General features: G+C 64.8%; 27 protein-coding genes, 1 tRNA gene, 1 other RNA gene and 1 pseudogene. 17 read left to right on the top strand and 13 right to left on the bottom strand.

Annotated features, from left to right (window positions below; all coding sequences use genetic code 11):
* Positions 1–14: 14 nt before the first annotated feature.
* The 8 genes from LOC56_RS03945 (at position 15) to LOC56_RS03980 (ending at position 7,635) form a co-directional block, all read left to right on the top strand.
* Complete coding sequence (locus LOC56_RS03945) at positions 15–557, top strand: dihydrofolate reductase family protein (protein WP_229950689.1); 543 nt, start codon at positions 15–17, stop codon at positions 555–557.
* A 223-nt stretch (positions 558–780) separates the two neighbouring features.
* A complete protein-coding gene (locus LOC56_RS03950) occupies positions 781–1,596 on the top strand; it encodes an alpha/beta fold hydrolase (protein WP_229950691.1) in 816 nt (271 codons plus the stop codon).
* A 7-nt stretch (positions 1,597–1,603) separates the two neighbouring features.
* Positions 1,604–3,166, top strand: coding sequence for an ATP-binding protein (locus LOC56_RS03955; protein ID WP_229950693.1), 1,563 nt, complete (start codon positions 1,604–1,606; stop codon positions 3,164–3,166).
* A gap of 142 nt (positions 3,167–3,308) precedes the next feature.
* Positions 3,309–3,779, top strand: a complete 471-nt coding sequence (locus LOC56_RS03960) for a GtrA family protein (RefSeq protein ID WP_229950695.1) — start codon at positions 3,309–3,311, stop codon at positions 3,777–3,779.
* A 166-nt stretch (positions 3,780–3,945) separates the two neighbouring features.
* Positions 3,946–4,911: a DUF6282 family protein gene (locus LOC56_RS03965; RefSeq protein WP_229950697.1), complete on the top strand. Its 966-nt coding sequence runs from the start codon at positions 3,946–3,948 to the stop codon at positions 4,909–4,911.
* Positions 4,908–5,675: an ABC transporter ATP-binding protein gene (locus LOC56_RS03970; protein ID WP_229950699.1), complete on the top strand. Its 768-nt coding sequence runs from the start codon at positions 4,908–4,910 to the stop codon at positions 5,673–5,675. Before LOC56_RS03965 ends, LOC56_RS03970 begins: the two co-directional genes overlap by 4 nt.
* Positions 5,672–6,565: an ABC transporter permease gene (locus tag LOC56_RS03975; protein WP_229950701.1), complete on the top strand. Its 894-nt coding sequence runs from the start codon at positions 5,672–5,674 to the stop codon at positions 6,563–6,565. Before LOC56_RS03970 ends, LOC56_RS03975 begins: the two co-directional genes overlap by 4 nt.
* 26 nt (positions 6,566–6,591) lie before the next feature.
* On the top strand, positions 6,592–7,635 hold the full coding sequence (locus LOC56_RS03980; protein ID WP_229950702.1) for an ABC transporter substrate-binding protein: 1,044 nt from the start codon (positions 6,592–6,594) through the stop codon (positions 7,633–7,635).
* Between the two features lie 42 nt (positions 7,636–7,677).
* Here LOC56_RS03980 and LOC56_RS03985 read toward each other — a convergent pair whose 3' ends face one another.
* From LOC56_RS03985 to LOC56_RS04010, 6 genes are all read right to left on the bottom strand, one after another.
* The gene (locus tag LOC56_RS03985; protein ID WP_229950703.1) at positions 7,678–9,057 is read right to left on the bottom strand and encodes an NAD-dependent succinate-semialdehyde dehydrogenase; all 1,380 of its coding nucleotides are present in this window, start codon (positions 9,055–9,057) and stop codon (positions 7,678–7,680) included.
* Positions 9,058–9,190: 133 nt separating this feature from the next.
* The gene (locus LOC56_RS03990; protein ID WP_229950705.1) at positions 9,191–9,913 is read right to left on the bottom strand and encodes a trimeric intracellular cation channel family protein; all 723 of its coding nucleotides are present in this window, start codon (positions 9,911–9,913) and stop codon (positions 9,191–9,193) included.
* A gap of 167 nt (positions 9,914–10,080) precedes the next feature.
* Positions 10,081–10,368, bottom strand: a complete 288-nt coding sequence (locus LOC56_RS03995; RefSeq protein ID WP_229950707.1) for a hypothetical protein — start codon at positions 10,366–10,368, stop codon at positions 10,081–10,083.
* Positions 10,369–10,467: 99 nt separating this feature from the next.
* On the bottom strand, positions 10,468–11,520 hold the full coding sequence (locus LOC56_RS04000; RefSeq protein ID WP_229950709.1) for a glucose 1-dehydrogenase: 1,053 nt from the start codon (positions 11,518–11,520) through the stop codon (positions 10,468–10,470).
* Positions 11,521–11,658: 138 nt separating this feature from the next.
* Positions 11,659–12,028, bottom strand: a transfer-messenger RNA (tmRNA) gene (gene ssrA, locus LOC56_RS04005).
* 167 nt (positions 12,029–12,195) lie between these two features.
* Positions 12,196–12,492 carry a hypothetical protein gene (locus LOC56_RS04010; protein WP_229950711.1) on the bottom strand — a complete coding sequence of 99 codons (297 nt, stop codon included), beginning with the start codon at positions 12,490–12,492 and terminating at the stop codon, positions 12,196–12,198.
* Positions 12,493–12,746: 254 nt separating this feature from the next.
* On the opposite strand from LOC56_RS04010, the gene LOC56_RS04015 reads away from it, so the two are divergent.
* The 8 genes and pseudogenes from LOC56_RS04015 to LOC56_RS04050 all read left to right on the top strand — a co-directional run bounded on the left by LOC56_RS04015 (position 12,747) and on the right by LOC56_RS04050 (position 19,803).
* Positions 12,747–13,409, top strand: a complete 663-nt coding sequence (locus tag LOC56_RS04015) for a nucleoside/nucleotide kinase family protein (RefSeq protein WP_229950712.1) — start codon at positions 12,747–12,749, stop codon at positions 13,407–13,409.
* Between the two features lie 102 nt (positions 13,410–13,511).
* A complete protein-coding gene (locus LOC56_RS04020; RefSeq protein ID WP_229950714.1) occupies positions 13,512–14,432 on the top strand; it encodes an SMP-30/gluconolactonase/LRE family protein in 921 nt (306 codons plus the stop codon).
* 699 nt (positions 14,433–15,131) lie between these two features.
* Complete coding sequence (locus LOC56_RS04025) at positions 15,132–16,598, top strand: amino acid permease (protein ID WP_229950715.1); 1,467 nt, start codon at positions 15,132–15,134, stop codon at positions 16,596–16,598.
* A 121-nt stretch (positions 16,599–16,719) separates the two neighbouring features.
* Positions 16,720–17,160 (top strand): hypothetical protein, encoded by a 441-nt coding sequence (locus LOC56_RS04030; protein ID WP_229950716.1) that lies wholly within the window; start codon positions 16,720–16,722, stop codon positions 17,158–17,160.
* A 32-nt stretch (positions 17,161–17,192) separates the two neighbouring features.
* The gene (locus LOC56_RS04035) at positions 17,193–17,519 is read left to right on the top strand and encodes a hypothetical protein (RefSeq protein WP_229950717.1); all 327 of its coding nucleotides are present in this window, start codon (positions 17,193–17,195) and stop codon (positions 17,517–17,519) included.
* Between the two features lie 146 nt (positions 17,520–17,665).
* Positions 17,666–17,836, top strand: a pseudogene (locus LOC56_RS04040) (DUF1622 domain-containing protein); the annotation flags it as partial.
* Positions 17,837–17,897: 61 nt separating this feature from the next.
* Positions 17,898–18,386: a DUF5684 domain-containing protein gene (locus LOC56_RS04045; RefSeq protein WP_229950719.1), complete on the top strand. Its 489-nt coding sequence runs from the start codon at positions 17,898–17,900 to the stop codon at positions 18,384–18,386.
* Between the two features lie 160 nt (positions 18,387–18,546).
* Positions 18,547–19,803: an Nramp family divalent metal transporter gene (locus LOC56_RS04050; protein WP_229950721.1), complete on the top strand. Its 1,257-nt coding sequence runs from the start codon at positions 18,547–18,549 to the stop codon at positions 19,801–19,803.
* Between the two features lie 2 nt (positions 19,804–19,805).
* On the opposite strand, the gene trxB is transcribed toward LOC56_RS04050, so the two are convergent.
* The gene (gene trxB, locus LOC56_RS04055; RefSeq protein ID WP_229950722.1) at positions 19,806–20,783 is read right to left on the bottom strand and encodes a thioredoxin-disulfide reductase; all 978 of its coding nucleotides are present in this window, start codon (positions 20,781–20,783) and stop codon (positions 19,806–19,808) included.
* 106 nt (positions 20,784–20,889) lie between these two features.
* On the opposite strand from trxB, the gene LOC56_RS04060 reads away from it, so the two are divergent.
* Positions 20,890–21,414 carry a GNAT family N-acetyltransferase gene (locus tag LOC56_RS04060; RefSeq protein WP_229950724.1) on the top strand — a complete coding sequence of 175 codons (525 nt, stop codon included), beginning with the start codon at positions 20,890–20,892 and terminating at the stop codon, positions 21,412–21,414.
* Between the two features lie 34 nt (positions 21,415–21,448).
* Here LOC56_RS04060 and LOC56_RS04065 read toward each other — a convergent pair whose 3' ends face one another.
* The 6 genes from LOC56_RS04065 to LOC56_RS04090 form a co-directional block, all read right to left on the bottom strand.
* Entirely contained in the window at positions 21,449–22,324 is an 876-nt protein-coding gene (locus LOC56_RS04065; RefSeq protein WP_229950725.1) for an ABC transporter permease, read from the bottom strand.
* Positions 22,321–23,241, bottom strand: coding sequence for an ABC transporter ATP-binding protein (locus LOC56_RS04070; protein ID WP_229950727.1), 921 nt, complete (start codon positions 23,239–23,241; stop codon positions 22,321–22,323). Before LOC56_RS04070 ends, LOC56_RS04065 begins: the two co-directional genes overlap by 4 nt.
* Positions 23,242–23,274: 33 nt before the next feature.
* Positions 23,275–23,448, bottom strand: coding sequence for a hypothetical protein (locus LOC56_RS04075; protein ID WP_229950729.1), 174 nt, complete (start codon positions 23,446–23,448; stop codon positions 23,275–23,277).
* 28 nt (positions 23,449–23,476) lie between these two features.
* Complete coding sequence (locus tag LOC56_RS04080) at positions 23,477–23,848, bottom strand: hypothetical protein (RefSeq protein WP_229950730.1); 372 nt, start codon at positions 23,846–23,848, stop codon at positions 23,477–23,479.
* A gap of 22 nt (positions 23,849–23,870) precedes the next feature.
* Positions 23,871–24,047, bottom strand: coding sequence for a hypothetical protein (locus LOC56_RS04085; RefSeq protein ID WP_229950731.1), 177 nt, complete (start codon positions 24,045–24,047; stop codon positions 23,871–23,873).
* A 462-nt stretch (positions 24,048–24,509) separates the two neighbouring features.
* Positions 24,510–24,582 (bottom strand) — tRNA-Ala (locus tag LOC56_RS04090).
* Between the last annotated feature and the right edge of the window lie 175 nt (positions 24,583–24,757).

Here is a 24,757-nt window from a genome sequence, read left to right on the forward strand (position 1 = left end):
ACTATCCTCATCCCATGCCCAAGGTCATCTATTACGTCGCATCCTCCCTTGACGGTTTTATTGCCACCGATGACAACCGCTTGGACTGGCTGCTCCAGTTCGGTTTCGAGGCGTTCCAGGACCACTACGAAAGGTTCATGGCCGACGTCGGCGCGGTGGTTATGGGGGCGGAAACCTACCGCTGGGTCCGGGCGGAGCAACCGGAAAGCTGGGAGTACACCCAGCCGTGCTGGGTACTCACCCACGGGGAGGAGCCCGTTCCGGCGCAGGGGGACGTCCGGTTTGCCTCCGGGGACGTACGGAAGGTCTTCGAGGCGGCCCGGGACGCGGCAGGAGAAGGGAACATCTGGGTGGTGGGCGGCGGCAACGTGGCGGCACAGTTCGCCGAAGCCGGACTGCTGGACGAACTGTGGGTCACCTACATGCCGGTGGCGTTGGGCAGCGGGCGGCGCCTCCTGCCGGTGTCCGGTCCCACCGCACCCATGCGCATGATCGCCAGCACGCAGTTCGACGGCGGCGCCGCGGAGCTCCGCTACGCCGTGGCGAAAAAACCGTAGTTACCGTTTGCCGGGCGCTAAACGGTAACCGGCGCACTGTCGGTTGGTGAATGCGGGCCGGGAAGTACAACCGTTTTCCCGGCATTACCACCGGCCCGCCACACGGCATTTCCGTGCGCGGCCCGGCTGGCCGTTTAAGCGGTATTGGACCTGTAATATTTGCTGAGACTCCGATCACGGCAATGCGGGCACTGAATAAGAAGAAAAGCAGGCGTACAGGTAAATGAAGACTGATATCCGCACCCGGAACAATGTTCGCGTACTGGGACGAGCGGACGGGCCGGTACTGCTTTTCGCTCACGGTTTCGGCTGCGACCAGGGCATGTGGTCGCGGCTCCTGCCCCGTTTCACCGACGAGTACAAAGTGGTTCTCTTCGACCACGTCGGTGCCGGGGGTTCCGACCTCGATGCCTACACGCCCGCCAAGTACGCCACACTGGACGGCTACGTAGCCGATGTCCTGGAACTGTGTGTTGACCTGGACCTGCAGGATGTCACCTTCATCGGCCACAGTGTCAGCGCCATGATGGCCATTGCCGCCGGGGCCACCGCCCCGGAGCGCTTTGCCCGGATCATCCTGGTAGCACCGTCGCCCAGTTACATGGACTATCCCGAGGACGGCTACGAAGGCGGCTTCAGCCGGGCGGACCTCGACGAGCTCCTTGTTTCCCTGGACACCAATTACCTCGTCTGGGCCGCCACCATGGCGCCGGTAATCATGGGCAACCCGGCAGCTCCGGCTTTGGGCGCCGAACTCGAAGGCAGTTTCTGCCGGGTCAACCCCGGCATTGCCCGCCAGTTTGCCCGCGTGGCATTCCTGACCGATGTCAGGAACCTGCTGCCCCGGGTGTCCGTCCCCACGCTCATCATGCAGGCATCCGCGGATCTGCTGGCCCCGGACCATGTGGGCCGCTACCTGCAGGAACACATTCCGCAAAGCACGCTGGTGCAGATGAAGGCCACCGGCCATCTCCCGCATGTCAGTGCGCCCGAGGAGACCGCGGACATCGTCCTCGCCTACCTGCAACAGTCGAAGTAGGCGCCTCGTGGACCTGGATTTCCGCCTCGACTACCGCGCCCTGTCCCAAACCGCTCCGGCGGGCTATTTCATCACCCTGATGGACGGCACGGTGGTGGACGCCAACGGCACCGCGCAGAAATGGATCGGCAAGGCGCTGGACGAGGTCCGCGGCACCAGTTTCCTGAAACTGCTGCCCGTGGGCGACCGGATTGTCTACACCACCCACGCCATGCCGCAGCTGGCGTTGAACGCCGCGTTCGCCGAACTCGCCGTCGACCTTTTGGGCCCCGACGGCCAGCGCATCCCGGTCCTGCTCTCCGCCACCCGCTCCCCCGCAGCCGGCGGCCGGCCGCCCCTTGACCAGGTGGTTGCCTTCTACGCGCACGAGCGGCGGCTGTACGAGCGCGACCTCATCTCGGCCCTGCGCACCGCCGAGGACGCCGAGGCCGCCCGCGCCGAGGCTGAGGCCAGCCTCACCGCCCAGGCCGTGGTGCTGCAGGAAAAGGACGTGGTGCTGCAGGCCTCGCTGATGGAGAGCCTGCGCAAGGAATCAATGCTTGAAACCATCCTGAACACCATCCGGGTGGGGGTGGCGGTCATTGACGAGGACGGCCGCCGCATCCTTACCAATTCGCGCCAGCAGCTCCACGAACGTCTCGCGGCCCCTTCCTTCACCACCCGCCCTACCGAAGCCGAGATGTACATCTTCGGGCCGGACCGCACCACGCCGATCCCGGTGGACCAGCGCCCGGTGAAGCGGGCAGCCCTGGGCCAGTCCTTCTCCGACCAACTCGTCTGGTACGGGACCGGCGAGGAGCAGAAGGCGCTGAGCGTCTCGGCCCGCTCCGTCAAGGGCGACGACGACGCCTTCCGCGGTTCCGTGATCGCCTACAGCGACGTCACCGGCCTGGTGAACGCCGTCGCGGCGAAGGACGACTTCGTGGCGAATGTGTCCCATGAGCTGCGTACCCCGTTGACCTCGATCATGGGCTACCTGGAACTGGCGCTGGATGAAGAAGATGCCATCCCGGCATATGTGGCCTCCTCGCTGAAGGTGGCCCAGCGGAATTCCGAGAAGCTGCTGCACCTGGTCTCGGACCTGCTCACTGCCGCAGCCGGTTCCGCCAACGTTCAGCAGGAAGTCACCGACCTCAGCGAACTGGTCCGCTCCGGCATCACCTCCGCCGCACCGCGTGCCGAAATCAACGCGGTGGCCATCGTTGCCGAGGTTCCTGAGACCCTGCCTGCCATGGTCGATCCGAAGCGCATTTCCCAGGTGCTGGACAACCTGCTCTCCAACGCGGTGAAATACTCGCCCGACGGCGGCCAGGTGACGGTCAGCGCCTGGCGCACCGAAGCCGGCTCCACCGTCCTTCGGGTAGCGGACTCCGGCATTGGCATGACCGAGGCCGAGCAGGCCGAGGTCTTCACCAAGTTCTTCCGCGCCGGCACCGCACGCCGCGCGCAGATCCCCGGCGTCGGACTGGGGCTGGTGATCACCAAGCGCATTGTGGAAGAGCACGGCGGCACCATCGCGATGGAAAGCGAGGCCGGCAAGGGCACTGTCTTTACGGTCACATTGCCCTGATCGAGCTTGCATCGGCAGGGATTTTGAGGCCAAATCCACTTTGTGCCATCATCCGAAAGGTAAAAGTCCCTCCCCGCGTGTGCGCACCGGCAAGGGCAGGAAGCTGCGTCCCGCAGCAATGCGTTGAACGGATTTTTCGGTAATGGCAGAAACCAGCAAGGTGCGCGCAATCGTCCGCCGTCTGGGCTCGTTTTCGGCAGTCGGCGCCGTCGCCTTCGTGGTTGACGTAGGCCTGTTCAATATTCTCTCCGCCACCCTGGTGCCGGACAGCCCGATTCTCGCCAAAACAATCTCCGTGGTGGCGGCCACGACCGTTTCATGGCTGGGCAGCCGTTACCTGACCTTCCGGAAGCTGCGCACCCGGAGCATCCGCAGTGAGACGCTGCTGTTCGCGCTCACCAATCTGGTGGGACTGCTCATTTCCACCGGCTGCCTGTACATCTCCCACTACGTGCTGGGTTTCCGCAGCACGTTTGCAGACAACATTTCCGGAAACGTGGTGGGCATCGCCTTGGGCAATATCTTCCGCTACTTCGCCTACCGTTATGTGGTGTTCAACGGGCGAAGCGAACGCGCAGGGCAACCGGAACCGGAAAACATCCGCTCGGCTTAGCTCCCCGCCACCAGAGTCCCCGCGCCGGCGCATTTCGCGTCGGCGCTATTCGTTGTCCTGCCCGAATTGCGGGCAATTGTGAAGCAGCTCACTTTTGAACATTGACAACCGTTGACATTATTGGCGACAATTTGGGCACCAACCGCTGATCAGGCAAGGGAGCCTTATGTCCGACCATCACCAGCCCTCAGCCCGCGCCCGGGACCTGGTCCGGGACGCCTATGACGTCCACGTGCACATTGCGCCGGACGTTATGCGCCGCCGAATTGACGATATTGATTTAGCCGCCCGTTTCGCGGAGCTCGGAATGGCCGGATTTGTGCTCAAGTCCCACTACACGCCCACCGCAGAGCGCGCCGCCGTCGTCCGCAAGGTACACCCGGACGTGGATGTCCTTGGGGCCATCACCCTGAATGCCTCCGTGGGGGGCCTGAACCCTATTGCCGTGGAGATCGCAGCCCGTGGCGGAGCGCAGTTTGTCTGGCTGCCAACCGTGGACAGCTCAAACCAGCGGTCCTGCCTCGCGGAAGAACCCGAAGGCGCCACCCCGCCCATGTGGGCCCAGCTGCAGGAGGACCTGCGCGCCGCCGGCATGGCCGCACCCGCCGTGGAGGTGGAATCCGGGGGCGGGCTGGTTCCCGAGGCCCGCCAGGTCCTGGAGCTGATCGCAAAGCATGACATGACGCTCGCAACCGGCCACCTGCACGCCGACGAATCGGGCAGCCTGATTCCGGCAGCCGTGGAGCTGGGGGTACGCCGGATGGTGATTACCCACCCGGAGTTCACCTCCCAGCGCATGCTGCTGGACCAGCAGCGGGAGCTCGCGGAGCAGGGTGCCCTGCTGGAGCGGTGCCTCACCACTCCCCTTACCGGCAAGGTGTCCTGGGACCTCTGGTTCTCCAACATCCGCCATGCCGGCCCTGAGAACTCAGTCATCAGCAGTGACCTCGGACAGCCCTTCAACCCTCCCGTCGAGGACGGGCTGGCTATCGCCGCAGACCTGCTGCTGGCGCAGGATTTCACGGAGGAAGAGGTCCGGCTGATGACGGTGCACAACAGCCGCTGGCTGGCCGGCGCGGAACCGCTGCCGGATGCCCCGTCCCACCACCGGAGCAAGGTGCAGGCCGTATGAGCTCCCTGCTGGAAATCTCCGGGCTGAGCAAGCAGTTCGAACGCGATAATACCGCCACCGTTGCCCTGCGGGACTTTGACCTCTCCATCGAGGAAGGCACATTCGTCAGCATCCTCGGCCGCAGCGGCTGCGGGAAATCCACCATGCTGAACCTGCTCTCCGGGCTTACCCGGCCCAGCTCGGGCACGGTGCATTACCAAGGCTCGGTGCTGAACGGCCCGAACGTGGATATCGGCTACCTGACGCAGTCGGACACGCTTATGCCGTGGCGCGACGTCGTTCGCAATGTCGAAATGCCGCTGGAAATCCGCGGCGAATCCAAGGAGAAGCGCCGGGAGGTGGCGCAGGCACTCATCGCCAAGGTCGGACTGTCCGGATTCGAGAACCACTATCCCCGGGAGCTCTCCGGCGGAATGCGGCGCCGCGCCAGCCTCGCCCGAATGCTGGCAGGGGCGCCGAAAACCCTCCTCATGGACGAGCCTTTCGGAGCACTGGATGCGCAGCTGCGCAACGAACTCCAGGAGGAACTGCTGCGGTTGTGGCAGGGCTCCGGGCAGACGGTGGTTTTTGTCACCCACGACATCGAGGAGGCCCTCCTCCTCGGCGACCGTGTAGTAGTCCTGGGCCAGCTCGGCCGGATTCTGCTGGATGAGCCGATCAACATTCCGCGTCCCCGCTCGGTGGATGAAACCCGGATCGACCCGACATTCGTGGCACTGCATAAGAAACTTGCTGCCGCCCTCAAGGAAGGATCCACGGCATGAGTGCTGCATCCGCGGCCGAGCCGGCACTGCCGGCGGCAACCGCACCGGGAACGGACCGGGTACCGCCGCTGTCGGCCGGGTCCGGTCCGGTCAAGGAAGACCTGAACCGCACCTGGTGGGACAAGTTCGGCCACTCAACCATTGTCTGGGGCCTGCGAGCGGCAGTGCTGGTGGCCTTCCTGACCCTGTGGCAGATCACCGCAGGACCGGTCATCGACATCACCTTCGTCAGCAAGCCCAGCCTGATCCTGGAACGGCTGGTGGACTGGATAACCGACGGCACGCTCTGGACACACACCTGGATCACCCTGCAGGAGATCCTCCTCGGGTTCTTCTTCGGAGCGCTTGCCGGTGCCTTGGTGGGATACCTGCTGGCCTCGTTCAACCTGCTCTACCAGGTGCTGGATCCGTTTATGCTCGCCCTGTACTCCATCCCCAAGGTTGCCCTGGCACCGCTGTTCATTGTGTGGTTCGGCATCGGCATGGACATGAAGGTGCTGCTGGCAGCCGCCACGGTCTTCTTCCTCGTTTTCCTCAATACCGCCGCCGGGGTCCGCGAAGTGGACCGCGGCCTGATCGACGCAGTCCGGCTGATGGGCGGCAACCGCCGCCATGTTGCCTTCAAGGTGGTACTGCCCTCCTCCATGACCGGGTTCCTTACCGGCTTGAAGGTAGCCATCCCGTACGCACTGATCGGTGCGGTCATCGGCGAGCTGGTCGCGTCCAACCAAGGACTCGGCTACCTGATCAACGCCTCCGCCGCGCAGTTCGACACTGCCGGCGTCTTCGCGACCCTCGTGGTGCTGACCATCGTTGCCACCATCCTGAACTCCGGCGTCGCCGTCCTCAGCAAGCGGATCAACCGCTGGAAGCCGCTGGACGAGCACTAACTCTTCCTCCACAGATTGGAACTCCAATGCTTGAAACGGTTACCCCCTCCAGACGCACCATGCTCAAGTCGATGCTCGTCCTTCCCGCCATCGCCGCCGTCCCTGCCCTGGCCTCCTGCGCCAACAACGCCGGCAGCTCCGATTCGGGAGTGCTGAATGTGGGCCAGATCAGCGACTCGATCGCGTTTTTCCCCTTGTTCGTAGCCGAGCAGGAGGGCTTCTTCACCGCTGAAGGAGTCACCATGGGAGAACGCCCCCGGCTCGGAACGGGTGCCAAGGTGGCCGCCGCCCTGAAATCCGGCAGCATCGATCTCGGCGCCGGCGTCATCACGGACGCGTTCAACCTGTACAAGATCGACGACGACGCGAAGCTGGTCAGCGGCCTGGTCACCGAGTACTACGTGGACGTGGTGGTGGGGAACAACTTTGACGGGCCCTCCGCCGACGCACCGCTGGAGGAACGGATCGAAGCCCTGGTGGGCAAGAAGATCGGCATCACCGGACCGGGCAGCGGAACCGAAGCGCTGATGACGTACCTGTTCAAGAAGATCGGCAAGAACGCGCAGACAGATTCCACCATGGTGAACATCGGCAGCGCCGCCACCGCTGCTATCGGCGCCCTGACCGCCGGCAGGGTGGACGCACTGTGTTTCTTCCAGCCGATCGGGCAACAGGTCGAAACCGCAGGCGAGGGCAGCATCTACATCTCACCGACCCGCGGCGATGTCGAAACCCTGCGGTCCCCTATCCACGGCGCAGTGTTCAGCACGGGTGCCCAGATCGAGGCCAAACAGGATCTGGTGGACGGATTCAACCGGGCACTGGATAAGTCGCTGGCACTGATCCAGGAAGACCCGGAGAAGGCACGGACCCTCCTGGGCGAGTATCTGAAGGACACCCAACCGCAGACCGTCGACGCGCTGGTGGCCCTGCTGCCCAAGGAAATCGCCACCTCCACGAAGGTCACCGAGGAGTCCTACAAAGTGGCGTCGGCCTTCCACACCGACTCGGGGTTGGTGGACGAGGCGCCGGACTACGCCGGTTTCGTCCTCAAAACCTCGCAGGCATAAAAAACCCGGGGCGGTAGACCCGCCCCGGGTTTTTTACCGGACCTACCGCTTCTGCGGGGTGCGGATCAGCTTCTTGTTGACGAACTCGGCCATGCCGAAGCGGCCCAGCTCGCGGCCCACTCCGGAGCGCTTGACGCCGCCGAAGGGCAGGTCCTCCTGGGTACCGGAAGTGCCGTTGATCCAGACCATGCCGCTTTCCAGCTGGTCGGCTACGTTCAGGGCGCGGTTTTCGTCGGCGCTGAACACCGCTCCACCCAGACCGAACGGGGAGTTGTTGGCCAGCTCAATGGCTTCTTCCTCGCTGGACACCTTGTAGATGACCGCCGCGGGGCCGAACAGCTCTTCGGAGAAGGCCCGCATTTCAGGCGTGACATCGGTCAGCACGGTCGGCTGCACAAAGGCACCCGGTCCGTCGATGAGGCTGCCGCCGGTGTGCAGGGTGGCGCCCTTGTCCACGGCGTCGCGGATCTGCTCCACCAGGCCGTCTGCGGCGGCCTGCGTGGAGAGCGGGCCGAACCGGGTTTCCGGCTGCAGCGGGTCCCCGGGTTCAATGGCGGACATCCGGGCGGTGAACTTCTCCACGAAATCGTCGTAGAGGTCCTCCATCACGATGAAGCGCTTGGCGGCGTTGCAGGCCTGCCCGCCGTTGCCCATCCGGCCAAGGACTCCGGCCTTGACCGTAGCGTCGAGGTCCTCGGTGTCCAGGACGATGAACGGATCGCTGCCGCCGAGTTCGAGGACGTACTTCTTCAGGTTCCGGCCGGCCACCTCGGCGACGGCGGAGCCTGCCCGCTCGGAACCGGTCAGGGAAACGCCCTGGATCCGGGCGTCCGCGATGATGTCCGCGGCCTGCTCGTTGGTGGCAAACAGGTTGATGTAGGCACCCTCGGGCACGCCGGCGTCGGCGAAGATCTGTGCCATCGCCAGGGCGGACTGCGGGCAGTTGTTCGCGTGCTTGAGCAGCACGGTGTTACCGAGCATCAGGTTGGGGCCGGCGAAGCGGGCCACCTGGTAGTACGGGTAGTTCCACGGCATGATCCCCAGCAGGGCGCCCACCGGTACGGTGCGGACCACGGCATTGCCGCCGCCCTTGACGTCGAGCTGCTCGTCCGCCATGAAGCCGGGGCCCTGGGTGGCGTAGTACTCGTAGATGTTGGCGGAGAGGGCAACCTCGCTTTTCGCCTCGCTCAGCGGCTTGCCCATTTCGAGGGCAATCAGCTGGGCGAGCTCGTCGGCACGTTCCCGGTACAGTTCCGCAACGCGGGTGATGACCTTGGTGCGGTTTTCCACGGGCTCGTTCCGCCAGCTGGCGAAGGCCTCATGGGCTGCTGTGACGGCCTGGTTGATTTCGGCGTCGGTGGCTTCAGCGAATTCCTGAAGGGTTTCTCCGGTGGCTGGATTTACGCTCTTGTAAGAACTCATATTGGCCACGCTACTCCCTACAAATCCAGACTGCGAAAGCCTGAATTTACGGGACTAAATCCGCGCCTGTTCTTGTTTCACGGGTTTCCGGGGCGAATTACCGCAAAGCTGAATTGCGGCTGCCGGCAGCGGGTCAGCGGCGGAGCCGGGATTTCCAAAACTTCGGCCGCGGCCAGCCCTGGCCCGAGCTCCTCCGGTCCTCCGTGCGCGGGCGCCGGCTCAGCCGGACGCTGAACTCCCCCGGCCCGGGCAGCCGCCACCCGCGGCGGCGGGCCACCGTGCACAACACGGCGCAGGTCCCGATGGCCACGCCCATGCCCACATTCTGCAGGCCCAGATCGTAGAGGATCGCCATTTCGACGGCGGCCACCAGGGCACCGGTGGCGTACAGGGTGTTGCCGCCGAAGATGGCGGGCACCCGGCCCACCACAATGTCGCGGATCATGCCGCCGCCCACGGCGGTGACGACGCCGATCAGGATGGCCGGGAGCCAGTCCAGCCCCAGGCCCAGCGCCTTGGCCGTCCCGGTGGCGGCCCAGCAACCCAGCGCGAAGGCATCGATCACAATCAGGAACCGGTTGGCCCATTTGCCCTTGAGCTCAATGGCATAGGCAATGACGGCACCGGCGATGGCCGTGAAGAGATAGGCGGGATTGGTCAGCGCCACGGGCGGTCCTGCCTGCAGGAGGGTGTCACGCAGCACGCCGCCGCCCAGCGCCGAGGTGAGCGCCAGGACCAGGAAGCCCACCGGGTCCATCCGCAGCTGCCGCGCCACGGCGCCGCCGAGTACTCCGTTCGCGAGCACACCGGCGAGGTCGACGACGTCGAACACCGCTCTCGGGTCGAAAAGATCCACGCCGCACCTGCTGTTTCCGTTGCCCGTTCTGCCGCCGTCCATTCTACGTGGCTGCGGGCCGGGGAGGGTGTGTGCTAATCCCTCCCCGGCGCGACGGAGGGTTTAATCGGACCTGAGGGAATCAGAGAACGCGGAGGAGTCACATACCCAGCGGTGGCTGAACGGGATCAGCCGTCCCCCGGCGGATAGTCCTCGTCGCTCCCCGGGACGTCCGCTTTCTGTTCCAGGATGTCGGCCTCGGACCCCTCCGGGTAGACCTCACCTTCCGGTCCGGCGTCGCCTGCGCCCGGAACTGCGGGAATATCCTGCTCAATGCCGTCCGCTTCGGAACCGTCCCGGTGGATTTCCCCGGCCGGTCCGGCGTCGCCCGCACCGGGAACCGCGGGCATCGACTGCTCGGCCCGGTCAGCTTCCGAACCTCCGGGAATTGCCGGCTGGTCAGCGTCCTTATGCATGTGCGTGCCTCCAATGCAGGTTGCCGTGGCCGCCGGGGCGGCTTCCATCTCTTCTGTCTATCACCGAAGCCGCCCAGTAGAAATAGCCTGCGGAACGGGTTAGGCGTTGTCCCGCAGGTCCAGCACCACCTTGATGTCGCCGTCGCGGTCCTCGAAGGCCTGCGCATAATCCGCCAGCGGAACCCGGCGCGAAATCAGCTGCTCAAGCCAGCGGGCATCGCTCTTGGCCAGGGCCGCGGCGGCCTTGAGGTAGTGGCGGCGGTTGGCGTTGACGGTGCCGAAGACCACGCGGTTATCCATCACCAGATTCAGGTTCAGGGCGCCCAGGTCCACCGGCTGCTCGCCGTCGGGCTCGGAGACACCGGTGAGGCAGGTGACCGAGTTTTTGGCGCCGTGCTGCAGCACGTCATTGATCACCGTGGGTACGCCGGTGCATTCGATGATGATGTCCGGGGTGATACCGGACTCGGGGAGGGTGTCCGTGTGGAAGACGGCGCCAAGTTCCTTGGTCAGCTTTTCCTTCGGCCCGTCCTCTTCCAGGTCGAAGACGTGCACTTCGAGTCCCCGCTGCACCCCGAACAAGGCACCGAGCAGCCCCACGGGCCCGGCACCGGTCACGGCGACTACCTGCGGCCGGAAGTAGGCGCGGGCGCCGATCCGATCGATCTGTTCCCATGCCTTGGCCAGGATGGTGGCCGGTTCCAGCAGCACCCCCACGCGTTCGAGCGAGGGTTCGAGCTTCACCATGTCTTCGGGATCCCCGCGCCAGTATTCGCGCGAGAATCCGTCCAGCCCTTCGATACCGTGTTCGGTGTAGGTCCCGGTCAGGCACATATCCCATTCGCCGGCGGCGCAGGCACGGCAGTTTTCGGCACAGGGGCGGCGGACGATCCCGACCACCAGGTCCCCGGCGGCAAGATCCGAGCCTTCGGGGGCCTCGACAACGCGTCCGAGGTTCTCGTGCCCCATCACCAGGTAATCCCGGTCGGCGGGCGCCGTGCCGAACTCGGCGGCAATGACTTCACGGTCCGTGGCGCACAGGCCCACCGCGAGTGTCTCGACCAGCACGCTGCCTTCACCGGCTTCCGGCTCCGGAAGCTCCCGCAGCTCCAGCGAATCCTTCTGCCCGGGGGTGATTATCAATGCCTGCATGTGTTTTCCTTCCCGCGGCTGCTTGCTGTCTGTATCCCAGATTAGCGCCGCGCCCCCGGCGGTTGAGACTCAGCGCAGGCAGAGGCGGAACGGCTGCGGAAACAAAGAAGGCCCGCCCCACGGGGCAGGCCTTCAGACTGGTGGAGATGGGGGGAATCGAACCCCCGTCCGGTGTTGTATTGTCAGGGCTTCTCCGGGCGCAGTATGCGTCGGATTTTCTCGGCCCCAGCCATCTTGCATACAGGTGGCTGATCCGGGCCCAGCCGTCAAAATGTCCCGAACACCCCGACGGCGGGAGTGTTCGGCAGTGGCCCTCTAAACGACGCCAGGATCCGGAGCGAGAGCGACTCCGGGCTGACGGACTACTCCGGCTGCTTAGGCAGCGAGAGCGAAGTCAGTGCGCATAGGTTTGGCACTTATTGTTTTGCAGAGAGCGTTAACGAGATAACTCTGCGTTCTCGGCCCGCTTCCCCTGGCTCAACAAACATCGTCGAAACCGATCATCCCCGTATTGAGTTACCAATCCAGCTGCCGGCGGCCGGTTGCCCGGCTGCCGCGTCACAGCCCTCTCGGGCTGTCCAGAAGATATAACGACGCCGGCCCGCGGATCATTCCCGCCCGGCCGCACCTTTTGATGCGCCCCGGGATGTTCGGTGCCGCGGGCCGGCCAGGCTGTTAGCGGCGTCGGCCGAAAACCAGCGACGCCACGGCCACGGCACCCGTGACGGTGTAGACCGCAGGCCAGGCGCCCATTTTCTTGGCCAGCGGGTGGGACAGGCCGAAGGCGGCCACGTAGCCGGCGGTCAGTGCCGCGGCGGTGCCCGTTCCGGCGTCGCGCTTCCAGAGGGCAAACGCACCGGCACCGGCGGCGGCGAGCACGGCCCCGCCCAACTGGCGGTTACCGGTGGAGCGGGCGGTCTGGTAGCCGCCGATCAGGCCGGCACTGGTGATCAAAGGGGTCAGCAGGGACAAGGTTTTCTCCTCGAAATAGGCAACACCCCCAGCTTATGCCGGGGCCCGGGCCGCCAGCCTCCTGCGTTGGACTAACCGGGCGGCTCAACCGGCACGGCATCCCAGCCGGTGGTGCCGGTGGCAGCTGGTGCGACCACTCCCGCAACACCAGCACCACACCGTGGGACCCTGTGCGGTGACGGCACCCCGCGTAGGCCCGCGGCCGCCGTCGTACACTGGTGCTCCGCCAACAGCGGCGGCACGAACGGAGGACCGTGGCAGATTCCCGAACCTTACTCACGGAGCTGGAAAACCGGATCTCCGCGCTGGCCTCGACTTCCGCTGGAACCGTGGTCATCGGCGTCGCCGGTGCCCCGGGAGCAGGAAAGACCACCCTGGTGGAGTCACTGGTCCGCGACCTGAACGGCGCCGTCGACGACGTCGAGTCGCAGCGCTTTGCCCACGTTCCCATGGACGGCTTCCACCTCTCGGACCGGGAGCTGACCCGTCTCGGGCTGCTGGCGCGCAAGGGCGCTCCGGAAACCTTCGATGCCTACGGCTATGCCGCGCTCCTGGAACGCCTCCGGCTGCCGCGGACCGCCGTGGTCTACGCGCCCGGTTTCGAGCGGACGCTGGAACAGCCGCTGGCCGGCGACATTCCGGTATTTCCCGCCGCGAAGGTGATCCTGACGGAGGGCAACTATCTGCTGCTGGACCGGCCGGAATGGCAGGAGGTCCGATCCCGGTGCACCGAGGTCTGGTACTGCGAGCCCGACGAAGGGCTCCGCACGGAGCGCCTGGTGGAACGGCATATCCGGTTCGGCAAGGCAGCGGAGGAAGCCGCCGCCTGGGTGCGGAACGTCGACGGCCCCAACGCTCGTCTGGTCCAGGAGTCCAAAGCCCGCGCCGACTTCGTTATCCGCTCCGCCTGGACGTGACGGGGACAGCCTTTGGGCAGGTACCGCCGCCTCGCGTATAAAAGGACGCAGACCACCCGCGTGAAAAGCAGGCCCAACGGGCCTCGAGAAGGAGATAACGCAATGGACGCACGCCCCTCAAAACTGCTGGAAGACGGAGCCTCGCTGGAGCAGGTGGGTACGGGCGCAGTTTGGGCGGAAGGTCCCACGTGGGTCCCGGAGCGTAACGCGGTGCGTTACAGCGACGTTCGGTCCAACCGGATCCTGGAGTACAGCGAAACCACCGGTGAGCTGAGCGTCTACGGCTCCGACATCGAGTTCACCAACGGCCGCGCGCTGGACCCGGACGGGTCCGTGGTGCAGTGCTCGCACGGGCGCCGGGCCGTTGAACGGGACCGCAACGGCACCGTGGAAACCCTGGTGGAGCGCTTCGGCGAGGTCCGCTTCAACTCGCCCAACGACGTCGTCGTAAAGTCCGACGGCACCATCTGGTTTTCGGATCCCTCCTACGGGATCGACAACCCGGCCGAGGGCCACCCCGGCGAACTGGAGTACGGGGACCGGTACGTGTTCCGTTTCGATCCGGCCAGCGGGGAACTCACCGCGGTGATCACCGACATCATGGCCCCCAACGGGCTGGCGTTCTCCCCGGACGAGTCCGTCCTCTACGTTTCCGACACCGCGGAAGAGGCCGTCTCTCCCTACGGTCCGGCTCAGTCCGAAGGCAATCCGATCCGTGCCTACGACGTCGTCGAGGGCCGGCAGGCGAAGAACGGCCGGGTGTTCGTGCGCGTCGCCCCCGGTGTTCCGGACGGGTTCCGGGTGGATACGGATGGGAACATCTGGTCCTCCGGCGGCGACGGCGTACGGGTGTTTTCGCCGGCCGGCGAGCTGCTCGAACACATCCCCGTGCCCGAAACCGTCAGCAACGTCTGCTTCGGCGGGCAGGACGGCCGGACGCTGTATATGACGGCAACCACCAGCCTGTACCGGATCCGCACTACGGCGAGCGACGCCGCGGCGGCCTTGCGTACGAAGCGGTAGTTACGCCGTTTTGCCGCACAGGGTCCCACGGTTTGGTGCTCCTGTGACAGGTGGGACACCCGGAGGCAACACAGGCCCCACCTGATGGGACGCTCTGCTGGCGGCCCGGCGCTGGTGACCCGCCCCGCCGCACAGGGTCCCACTGTTTGGTGCTCTTGTGACTGGTGGGACAGCAGGAGGCCACACCAGCCCCACCTGATGGGACGCTGTGCCCGGATTTGAGGCCTGGTGACTCGCCCCCGCCGCACGGGGTCCCACTGCTTGGTGCTCTTGTGACAGGTGGGACACCCGGAGGCAACACCAGCCCCACCCGCTGGGATGCTGTGCCCGGATTGAGGCCTGCTGAACTCGCCCCGCCGCACGGCGTCCCACGGTTTGGTGCTCCTGTGACAGGTGGGACACCCGGGGTAACACGGGCCCCACACGCTGGGACACTGTGCCCGGATTGAGGCCTGGTGACGACTCGCCCGCCGCACAGGGTCCCACGGTTTGGTGCTCCTGTGACAGGTGGGACACCCGGAGGCAACACAGGCCCCACCCGCTGGGATACTGTGCCCGCATTGAGGCCTGGTGAACTCGCTCCGCCGGAAAAGACAGCGGCGGGGGTACCCCGCCATCGAATGAAGGTCCATACTTCTGCCGTAGCTGAAGCCGTAGACCTTGATTCCGGCGGCCTGCCGGGTACGGATGGGAGCACACATGTCCACAGTCGCCGGAAGCGGCGGTTCCGTCCTTCGCCGCAAGCCCATTGAGGAAATCGACGAGGAGAAAACCGGCAACAAGCTGTTCAAGAGCCTTGGCCTCTGGCAGCTGACGGCCATCGGCGTGGGCGGCATCATCGGCATCGGCATCTTCACCCTCGCCGGCCTGGTGGCTAACGGCGGTGCCGATGCCTCTCCCGTGGGGCCGGCCGTGCTGATCTCCTTCCTGGTCGCCGGCCTGGCCAGCGCCGCAGCGGCCCTGTCCTACGCCGAGTTCGCCGGAATGGTGCCCCGCGCCGGTTCCGCCTACACCTACGGTTACGTGGCGCTGGGCGAACTGATCGGATGGTTCATCGGCTGGGACCTGCTGCTGGAATACACCGCAATCGTGGCAGTCGTGGCAATCGGCATCTCCGGCTACTTCACCGAGTTCCTCGCCGGTTTCGGCATCGACATGCCCGTCTGGATGCAGGGGACCGGGGACACAGTGGAGGGCGGGCTGATCAACCTGCCCGCTGCCGTCGTCTGCCTGTTCATTACCTGGATCCTGAGCCGCGGCACCATGACCTTCGGACGCTTTGAACTGGTGGCCGTGGGCCTGAAAGTCCTGCTGATCGTGTTCATCGTGGGGTTGGGTTTCTTCTACGTCAACACGGACAATTACACGCCGTTCCTGCCCAGCGGTTTCGGGGCGGTCTTCACCGGCGCTGCCACTGTCTTCTTCGCCGTTTTCGGCTACGACGCCATGAGCACCGCCGCCGAGGAAGCCACGGATGGCAAGAAACACATGCCCAAAGCCATCCTGCTCTCCCTGGCCATTGCCATGGTCCTGTACATCCTGGCCACGTTGGTATTGACCGGAATGCAGAATTACCAGGACATCAGCCCCACTGCCGGTTTCGCCTCCGCGTTCCAATCCGTCGGGCTGCCCGTCATTGCCACCGTCATTTCAGCCTTCGCGGTGCTGTCCATCCTTACCGTGATGCTGACGTTCCTGCTCGGCGTGACCCGGGTGTGGTTCTCCATGAGCCGGGACGGGCTGCTGCCGGGCTGGTTCTCCGGAACGGACAAGCGGGGCACACCGCAGCGGGTGACGTGGATCGCCGGCGGGGCCTCGGCTTTGCTGGCCGGATTCTTCCCCATTCGCGCCGTGGCAGATCTGACAAACATCGGCATCCTCGCCGCGTTCGTGGTGGTTTGCGTGGCAGTGATTGTGCTGCGCTACCGTCAACCGGACGCCCCGCGGGAATTCCGGCTCCCGCTGATGCCGTGGGTACCGGCGTTCGGCGTGCTTGCCTCGGGGTTCCTGATGCTGCAGCTCCACTGGGAAACCTGGTTGCGCTTCGGTATTTGGCTGGTCATCGGGATGCTGGTTTACGCGTTCTACGGGTATCGGCATTCCCTGCTGAATCCAAGCAGTCCGCGGCATCGGAGCCTCAGGGGAAATCCCCAGCCGGAAAACTGACTATTGGAGCCGCCAACACCGAACAAAACGCGGCATCCTGCCTTCCAATCCAATAAATAACGGCTATTATCTGCCTTACGGGTTCCGTAAAAATGGACCCTCAGTTGGGGAGAATAACCGAATGGGCAGTCAGTCTCAGGCCATGCCTTCAGCACCGAGGCGGTCCACCATGCTTTTCCGCCGCGCCCGGAGCGGCCTCGTACTGATTGCGCTTTTCTGGCTATGGATGCTTTTCGGCGCCGCTGACTTTGTCGCAGCTCTTTTCGATTCACCCATACATGCTGCTCTTGCTGTGTTCGCCCTTGGCGCACTCACGCTTATTTCGCTGCTTTTCCTCCCGATCTGTATTGCGTACCTCGTACTCAACCGGCCGAAGGGGCACGCCGCACCGTCTGCTGCACCGCAGGCCGAGGAGGCACACGGCAACGGCCTGGCGCCCGTGATCCGGATGACGCCCCGCCGCGCCGCCGCCCGTGGTGCCGCCCTGACCGGCCGTGCCGCGATCCGTGGCGCTGCCCTCACCAGCCGTGCTGCCGCCAAATGGCGGGACCGCGCTTCCTAGCCCGGACCGGCCAGGCAGGCCCTTAGACAGGAATGTCAGAGGCGGTTGCCATTGTGGAGGTCATGACTTCCTCACTGGGCACCCGGATGCGCTCCGCCCCCGCCGACCCTGTCACCCACGCGCACTACCGCCGGGAACCCTACGTCCGCTGCCGGACCAAAAACGGGACCGTTGACGGAAAGGCTGTGGCCTGGACGCGCACAGAGGTCCTCCTGCACTGGATTGACGACGACGGCCAGGCCCATAACCGGTGGACGCCGGCTTCCACTGTGCACCGGATTGCCCGGGACGATTCCGCCTGGCGTGACCCTTACGACGACTTCCGGTTCTACTACCAGTCCTCCCCCGCCGCCGCCTGAACCCGCCGCCCCCGCCGTTCGCCTGGATTCGACTGGAGGCAGCACTGCCCTGCCGGTGCACCCTTGACCCCTCACAACAGGAGGGGACTGATGGAAGGGTGCGGCAGAACCGCGGCACGCGGAACGTTGTTCCGGCGGTGGTTGGGGCTGCGGACATTATCCGCACGGTGGCCGTTACTCCTACCTTCGAGTCGGTGGGAATACTTGCCGTAATTGTGCTTATCCGCACGTTTTTAAGTTATTCATTGCAGCTGGAAGTCACCGGCTCCCTGCCGTGGAAGCGTCAGGCAGGCGAGCTTAAGAATAAGAACGAATAACGGTTCGGCAAACACGGCCCCGGCCCTTGACATGGATACTCCACCCAATATCGTTCTCGGCATGATCAATTCAGTCTCGAGCCTTCCGTTTGTCATTTCTGCATCCGAATTCACCACCACCACCCCCGACCCGGCAATGGCAGCCGGCGCCGCCGTCGGCGGGCTCATTGCTCTCCTTATCGGCTTCGTTATTGGTGGCCTTTCCATGATGGGCATGTTCAAGAAGGCCGGCCGCAAGACCTGGGAAGCGTTCATTCCCGTCTACTCCACGGTGGTGCTGCTCCGCATCGCCGGCATGTCCCCCTGGTGGATCCTGCTGGCCCTGGTGCCGTTCGCGGGCTTCGTTCTCGTTATTTTCATGGCCATCAACCTTGCCAAGGTCTTCGGCCAGAGCGCCCTCATTGCCGTACTGATCGCCCTTTTCGGCTTGGTGATGTACTTCTACCTTTCCTACAGCTCTGCCCGGTACTTCGGCCCGCAGGCCAGCAAGGGCCCCTTCGGCCTGGCCGAGAACCCGAACCAGCCCGCCTACACGCCGGCCGGACGCTAACCCTCACCCCATCCGTACAAGGCGCGCATCCCTTGGGGATGCGCGCCTTTTCTTTGTGTTCTCCACCCTCCACAGCGACCGGGACACGGGTTCCGCGGCTGCTCAGGTGCACCCCGAAGAATTGTTAGGCATGCCGAACTTAAGGTGTTAGGTTGCTGTCATGGCCCGTACCGTCCAGCTCCCCGATACCCCGAGCCCAGCAACGCGTCCACGCAATATCCTGTGGCTGCTTGGCCCCGCACTGGTGGCCGGGGTCGCCTACCTGGATCCCGGCAACGTTGCCAGCAACATGACTGCAGGGGCGAAGTTTGGCTACCTGCTGGTCTGGGTGGTGGTGACCGGCAATGTGATGGCGTGGCTGATCCAGTACCTGTCGGCCAAGCTGGGCCTGGTCACCGGCCGCAGCCTGCCCGAACTGCTCGGGGAACGCATCGGACTCAAACCTGCCCGGCGGCTGTACTGGCTGCAGGCTGAACTCGTGGCAATGGCCACTGATGTCGCGGAGGTGATCGGCGGCGCCGTCGCACTCTGGCTGCTCTTCGATCTTCCGCTGTTCCTGGGCGGAGTCATTACCGGCGGTATCTCCATGGTGGTGCTGCAGCTGCAGAACAGCGGCCGGCACCGGAGCTTCGAATACGTGATCGTCACGCTGATGCTGGTGATTGCCGTCGGCTTCACGGCCGGCGTCTTCCTCAACCCGCCCGACGGCGCATCTGTTGCGGGCGGCCTGGTGCCGCGTTTCGAAGGCAGCGAGTCGGTGCTGCTGGCAGCATCGATCCTGGGTGCCACCGTGATGCCGCACGCCATTTACGCGCACTCCGCCCTGACCCGGGACCGCTTCCCCGGACGCACTGCCTCACTCACCACCACCCGCCTGATCAAGGCCACCAAGTGGGACGTGACCATCGCCCTGGCCGTGGCGGGCTCGGTGAACCTGGCCATCCTGCTGCTCGCGGCCGGGTCGCTGCAGGGCGTGGAAGGGACGGATACCCTCGAGGGCGCCCATGCCGCCATTGCCGCATCGCTGGGCGGGGTGGTGGCCACCATGTTCGCTGTCGGACTGCTCGCGTCGGGCCTGGCATCGACGTCGGTGGGTGCGTATGCGGGTGCCGAAATCATGCAGGGCCTGCTGAAGGTGCGCATCCCCATGCTGCTGCGCCGCCTGATTACCCTGATTCCCGCGCTGGCGATCCTCGCCGTCGGCATCGATCCCACCTGGGCGCTGATCCTCAGCCAGGTCATCCTTTCCTTCGGCATTCCGTTTGCCTTGATTCCGTTGGTCTGGCTGACCGCGCAGCGGGAACTGATGGGGAGCCACCGTAACCATTGGTGGACCACGGGCCTGGGCGTGCTGGTTTCGGTGCTGCTGGTCGGGCTGAACATCACCCTGCTGGTGCTGACCTTCACCGGCGCCTGACGCTAGCCTTTCAGCGAACCCTCCACCAGCGCGGTGGCGATGCTGTCGACGTCCGCCTGCGCTGCGAGATACCGCTCGGCGTCCAGCGCAGCGGAGCAGCCCGTGCCCGCAGCGGTGATCGCCTGCCGGTAGCGGTGGTCCACGGCGTCGCCGCACGCGAAGACCCCGTCCAGGTTGGTCTGGGTGCTCGGAGCAGCGACCCTGATGTATCCGTCCGGATCCAGGTCCACCTGCCCCGCAAGGAGATCGGTACGCGGGGCGTGCCCAATGGCGACGAAAATCCCCTGCGTCGGCAGAGTCCGCGTTGCGCCGGTGACGGTGTCCGTTAGGGTCATGCCGGTGACCTTGTCCGTGCCGTGGATGGCAGTGACCTCGCTGTTGAACTCAAAGCGGATCTTTGCGTGGTCCCGGGCGCGCTGGGCCATGATGCGGGAGGCACGCAGCGTGTCCCGGCGTACGACGACGGTTACCGACGCCGCGAAGCGGGTCAGGAACAGCGCTTCCTCCATGGCTGAATCCCCGCCGCCGACCACCACGATGTCCTGGTTGCGGAAGAAGAAGCCGTCACAGGTGGCGCACCAGGAAATGCCCCGGCCGTTGAGCTGTTTTTCCTCCGGCAGTCCCAGTTCCTTGTAGACCGAGCCGGTGGCGAGGATGACGCTGCGGGCCTTGTAGGTTTTCCCGCCGCCTGTGGCCACCCGCTTGGTGTGGACGCCCAGCTCCACCGACACGGCGTCGTCGTACTCCACCAGGGCACCGAATTTCTCCGCCTGCCGGCGCAGGTTCTCCATCAGGTCCGGCCCCAGGATGCCGTCGGGGAAACCCGGAAAGTTCTCCACTTCCGTGGTGTTCATCAGGGCGCCGCCGGCGGTGACGGAGCCCGCGAGGATGCGGGGTTTCAATCCGGCCCGGGCGGCGTAGACCCCTGCGGTGTAGCCTGCCGGACCTGACCCGATGATCAGGACGGAATCTGTACCCATCTGCTCTTCCCTTCGCCGCAGCGGTCCTTCAAGTCTGTCGGGGAGCAGGCTAGGGTCGGTAGCCCGGGCGCGCTAAGCGGGGCCGGAATCGGCAAAGGAGCCAGTAGTGGCAGCGGCACTCAAACCCATTGAACTGATCCAGCTTCCCCGCGGAGTGATTGATGCGCTTGCCGCCGGCGACCTGCCCGGGGCCAACCGGCAGGCGCCGCTGGAGCTTACCGAGCACTTTTCCCAGGACCGGCGGCCGCTGTGGCGTATCCGGAGCGCTCAGTTGGAAGAGAAACCCGGGGATGCGGCATGGATTACCCGTGCCATCTTTGACCCCGGACTGGGCCGGGCGGTGGGCTTGGCCGGGTTCCACGGCCCTCCGGACGGCAATGGCATGGTGGAAGTCGGGTACTCGGTGGACCCGGCCTACCGGCGTCAGGGCTACGCCCGTGCCGCCCTGGAGGCGCTGCTTGCCGTGGCTGCAGAGGAACCCTCGATCCGCACCGTCCGTGCAACCATCAGCCCGGACAACGACGCATCCCGGCGGCTGGTGGAACAGTACGGGTTCGTGGCCACGGGTGAGCAATGGGATGACGAGGACGGGCTGGAGATCGTTTATGAAGTCCCGGCGGGAGATAACTGACACTGGTCCGCTAGGGTCGCTCCGGCCCTGACGCTCAGCGGATCCGGGAACGGATCCTCAGCGCCGCCAGCAGGACAAAGACCACCATCATGGCACCGAGGACGAACACGACGTAGCCGGTGGGCACTTCCCAGTCCCCCACCGACGCGGTGATGCCGAAAATGTCCTGCACCTGGGCCACGGCTTCGGGCTGGTCCGTCACGGCGTCCATGGGTCCGGCGGTCATTTCCTGGCGCACCACCATGGAGGCCTGCATAAAGGGCAGCGCGCTGACGAAGTTCTTCACCCCCTCGGGAAAAGCCCCCACCGGAATGTAGGACCCTGCAGCGAAGCCGAGGATGGTGCCTACCAGTGTGGACAGGGCGGCGAAAGAACCCGGGGTACGGACGAAAGTGACGATGAAGGCGCTCAGCGATCCGAAGGCGATACAGCTAAGCACCAGGTAACCGTAAGTGCGGGCCAGCTGGCCCGCTGTGAGCACGACGCCGTCCACCGCGGCGAGATATCCGAGGCTCACGGCCAGCACCACGGTGGTCATGATCAGCGCGATCGCGACGGTGGAGAGCAGATACCCCAGGACCAACTGCCCGCGGCTGATCGGGGAAACCAGGAAGTCCCGGAAGCGCCCGGTGGCGGTGTCATCCACAATCACGTTCACGGCGGCGAGCCCCGTGGTGATTGCGGTGATGCCCACGATCCCGGCGAACATCCACGCGTCCACAAAGCCCTTGATGTCCTCCTCGGCGGCCTGCGGAAACATTTCCGCCAGGCTTTCGGTCTGCTGGTTGCCCAGGAACAGGGTGTAGAGCAGGAACAGGACCAGTGCGCCGAGGAGGGAAAAGAACAGGTTGAGCCGGTCACGGAAGTACAGGCGCAGGTTCCGTTCGGTGATGTCCAGGACCACGTTCATGCTGCTTCCCCCTGCCGGCCGGTCAAGGCCAGGAAAACGTCGTCCATGGTGCCGTGGCGGAACTCGAAGTCCAGGACACTGTCGCCGTGCGCCGCGAGGAGGCGGCGGGCCGTATCCGACCGGTCCACCCGCAGCCGCAGCACGTTGCCGTCTACGGCGGCGACGTCGACCCCGGCTTCGCTGGCCAAAGCTGCCAGTACCTGCGGGGCGGCAGACGTGATGGAAAGGATGCTGCTGCTGTACTCGGCGCGCAGGGTGGTGGGCGTGCCGTCGGCAATGATCTGCCCCTTCTCAATCACGCAGACCCGGTCCGCTTCCTCGGTTTCCTCCATGTAATGGGTGGTCAGGAAAACGGTGAGGCCGTGGTTTTCCCGCAGGTCGTGGATGGTGGACCAGACGAGGGCACGGCTGGCCGGGTCCAGGCCGGCAGTGGGTTCGTCCAGGAAGATGATCGACGGCGAGTGCAACAGCGCCCGGGCGATGTCCACCCGGCGTCGTTCTCCGCCGGAATAGGTGGCATAGCGCCGGTCGAGGAAGTCCCCCAGGCCGACCATCCGGCCCAGCTCATCAATGCGGGCATTGTTGGCCGCTTTGTCGGGTGAGTAGAACCGTGCGCGGGTTTGAAGGTTTTCCCGGCCGGTGAGGATCGGGTCCAGCATCGAATCCTGGAACACCACACCGATGGCTTCGCGGACGCCGCCGCCGCTGCCGCGGACGTCGTGCCCCGCCACCTCGACAGTGCCGGCGTCGAACGGCAGGACAGTGGTCAGGCAGGAAATGGTGGTGGACTTCCCCGCGCCGTTGGCACCCAGGAAGGCGAAAACACTCCCTGGCTCTACGTCAAAGGACAAGTTGTCCACCGCCGCCACCCGGCCGAACCGTTTGGTCAATCCCCGAACGGAGATTGCGGCATTCATGGTTCCCAATTGGCTCCCCTAGTTCTTGCGGTTCTATGCGTCCAGGAGCAGATCATCGAATTCCAGTGGAGTCACCGTGTTGTTTTCCCAGTCCGAGCGAAGTATCGCATAGGCGACGGAAGCGAGCCGGGACCCATCCGCCGTCGGCCACGCCTGCCGGTAATGGGCTTCTTTGACGAAACCGGCGCGCAGGAACGTTTTACGCATGGCAATGTTGTCTTCCCGCGTCTGGCCTTCAAACCTGACGCCAAGGACTGGGCGTGGACGTGGTTCGCGCCCTGTGCCGGCTGGCCTTCACCGAATTGCCGGAAATCGTGCGCCGGCTTTCCGCCAGGCGGATATCAAAGTCCGGATTTTCGTCGGCCAGTCCCTCCAGGACCACCAGCCCGAGGTCTTCGCCGCCCTGCTGCACCCAGTACCCCTGGGAATCCTTGCACCAGAAGTGCCCCTCCGCCACCCGCTTGTTTACCTGGGTCTCGCCGGGCGCCGGATTCACATGAAACTCGCCGGGCGCCGGATTCACATGAAAGGGGAACCGGTTGGCGGTCAGGAAGGCAGCGACCGCACCGGCGTCGTCAGGGGTCATCCTGCGGAAGGTGATGGTCATGCGGGAAGTGTAACGTGCGGTTTTAGAGCGTGCCGATCCGGTCCTGGCTTCCGGTCAGGGCGGACTTTTCCGCTTCTTCTTCGAGCCGGCGGCGCCAGCCGCGCGGGGGCGGCCAGGAGATACCCCACAACTCGAGTTGCTGTTTGGTAAAACCACCTGCGGGAGTACGCGCTGCTTCTATTTCTTCACGGGTCGGCATTGCCAAATCATGACACGCACTCCGGGTTATGTCACCGAAAAGTCGGACATTTACGGCACCGTTTTTTCATCCTGCTATTGACCAACCGAGGGGGTGCCGCTATTCCCCTGCAATCCGCGGATTCCCGGGGGTATTTCGAACTAAAAGGGACTCCCGGTATCGCTAAAGAATTATATTAGGGACTTCCGGTACCGCTAATTAAGCGTTATGAACGGGTGGTCACCATAATCAATTGCCAGCCTTCCGGGAACTGAGCCTGGAGTGCTTCCCGCGCTTCGAGAATGGGTTTTCCCTCAATCGCGGGCGTGAAAGTCCGGTGCCGCTCAGCCTGTTCCTCGACGTGCGCCGATGGGTTGAAGCCATGAAAAAGGCAGTTCCCGGATTGTTCCCGCCGGAAGAGCCCGTAGTCGTTTTACCGGTCCGGACAAAGCAAAAACCCCCGGTTTCCCGGGGGTTTTCCTGTGGAGCTTAGGGGAATCGAACCCCTGACCTTTTCATTGCGAACGAAACGCTCTACCAACTGAGCTAAAGCCCCGAAACTGCACCGTGCCGCGTCGTGCTCCGTCCGAGCCGCAGTCCGAACTACAGTCCGAACCAGCATGAACCACCGACCCCGCTAGGCTACACCGATTCTAAACACGAGCTCCGGCCCGCACCAAACCCCCGGCACCCTAGGAATGCTTTGGGACCGTCGCTACCGTCGAGGAACC

This window comes from Arthrobacter sp. zg-Y179, from assembly GCF_020907345.1.
In the GTDB taxonomy this organism is placed as follows: domain Bacteria; phylum Actinomycetota; class Actinomycetes; order Actinomycetales; family Micrococcaceae; genus Arthrobacter_B; species Arthrobacter_B jinronghuae.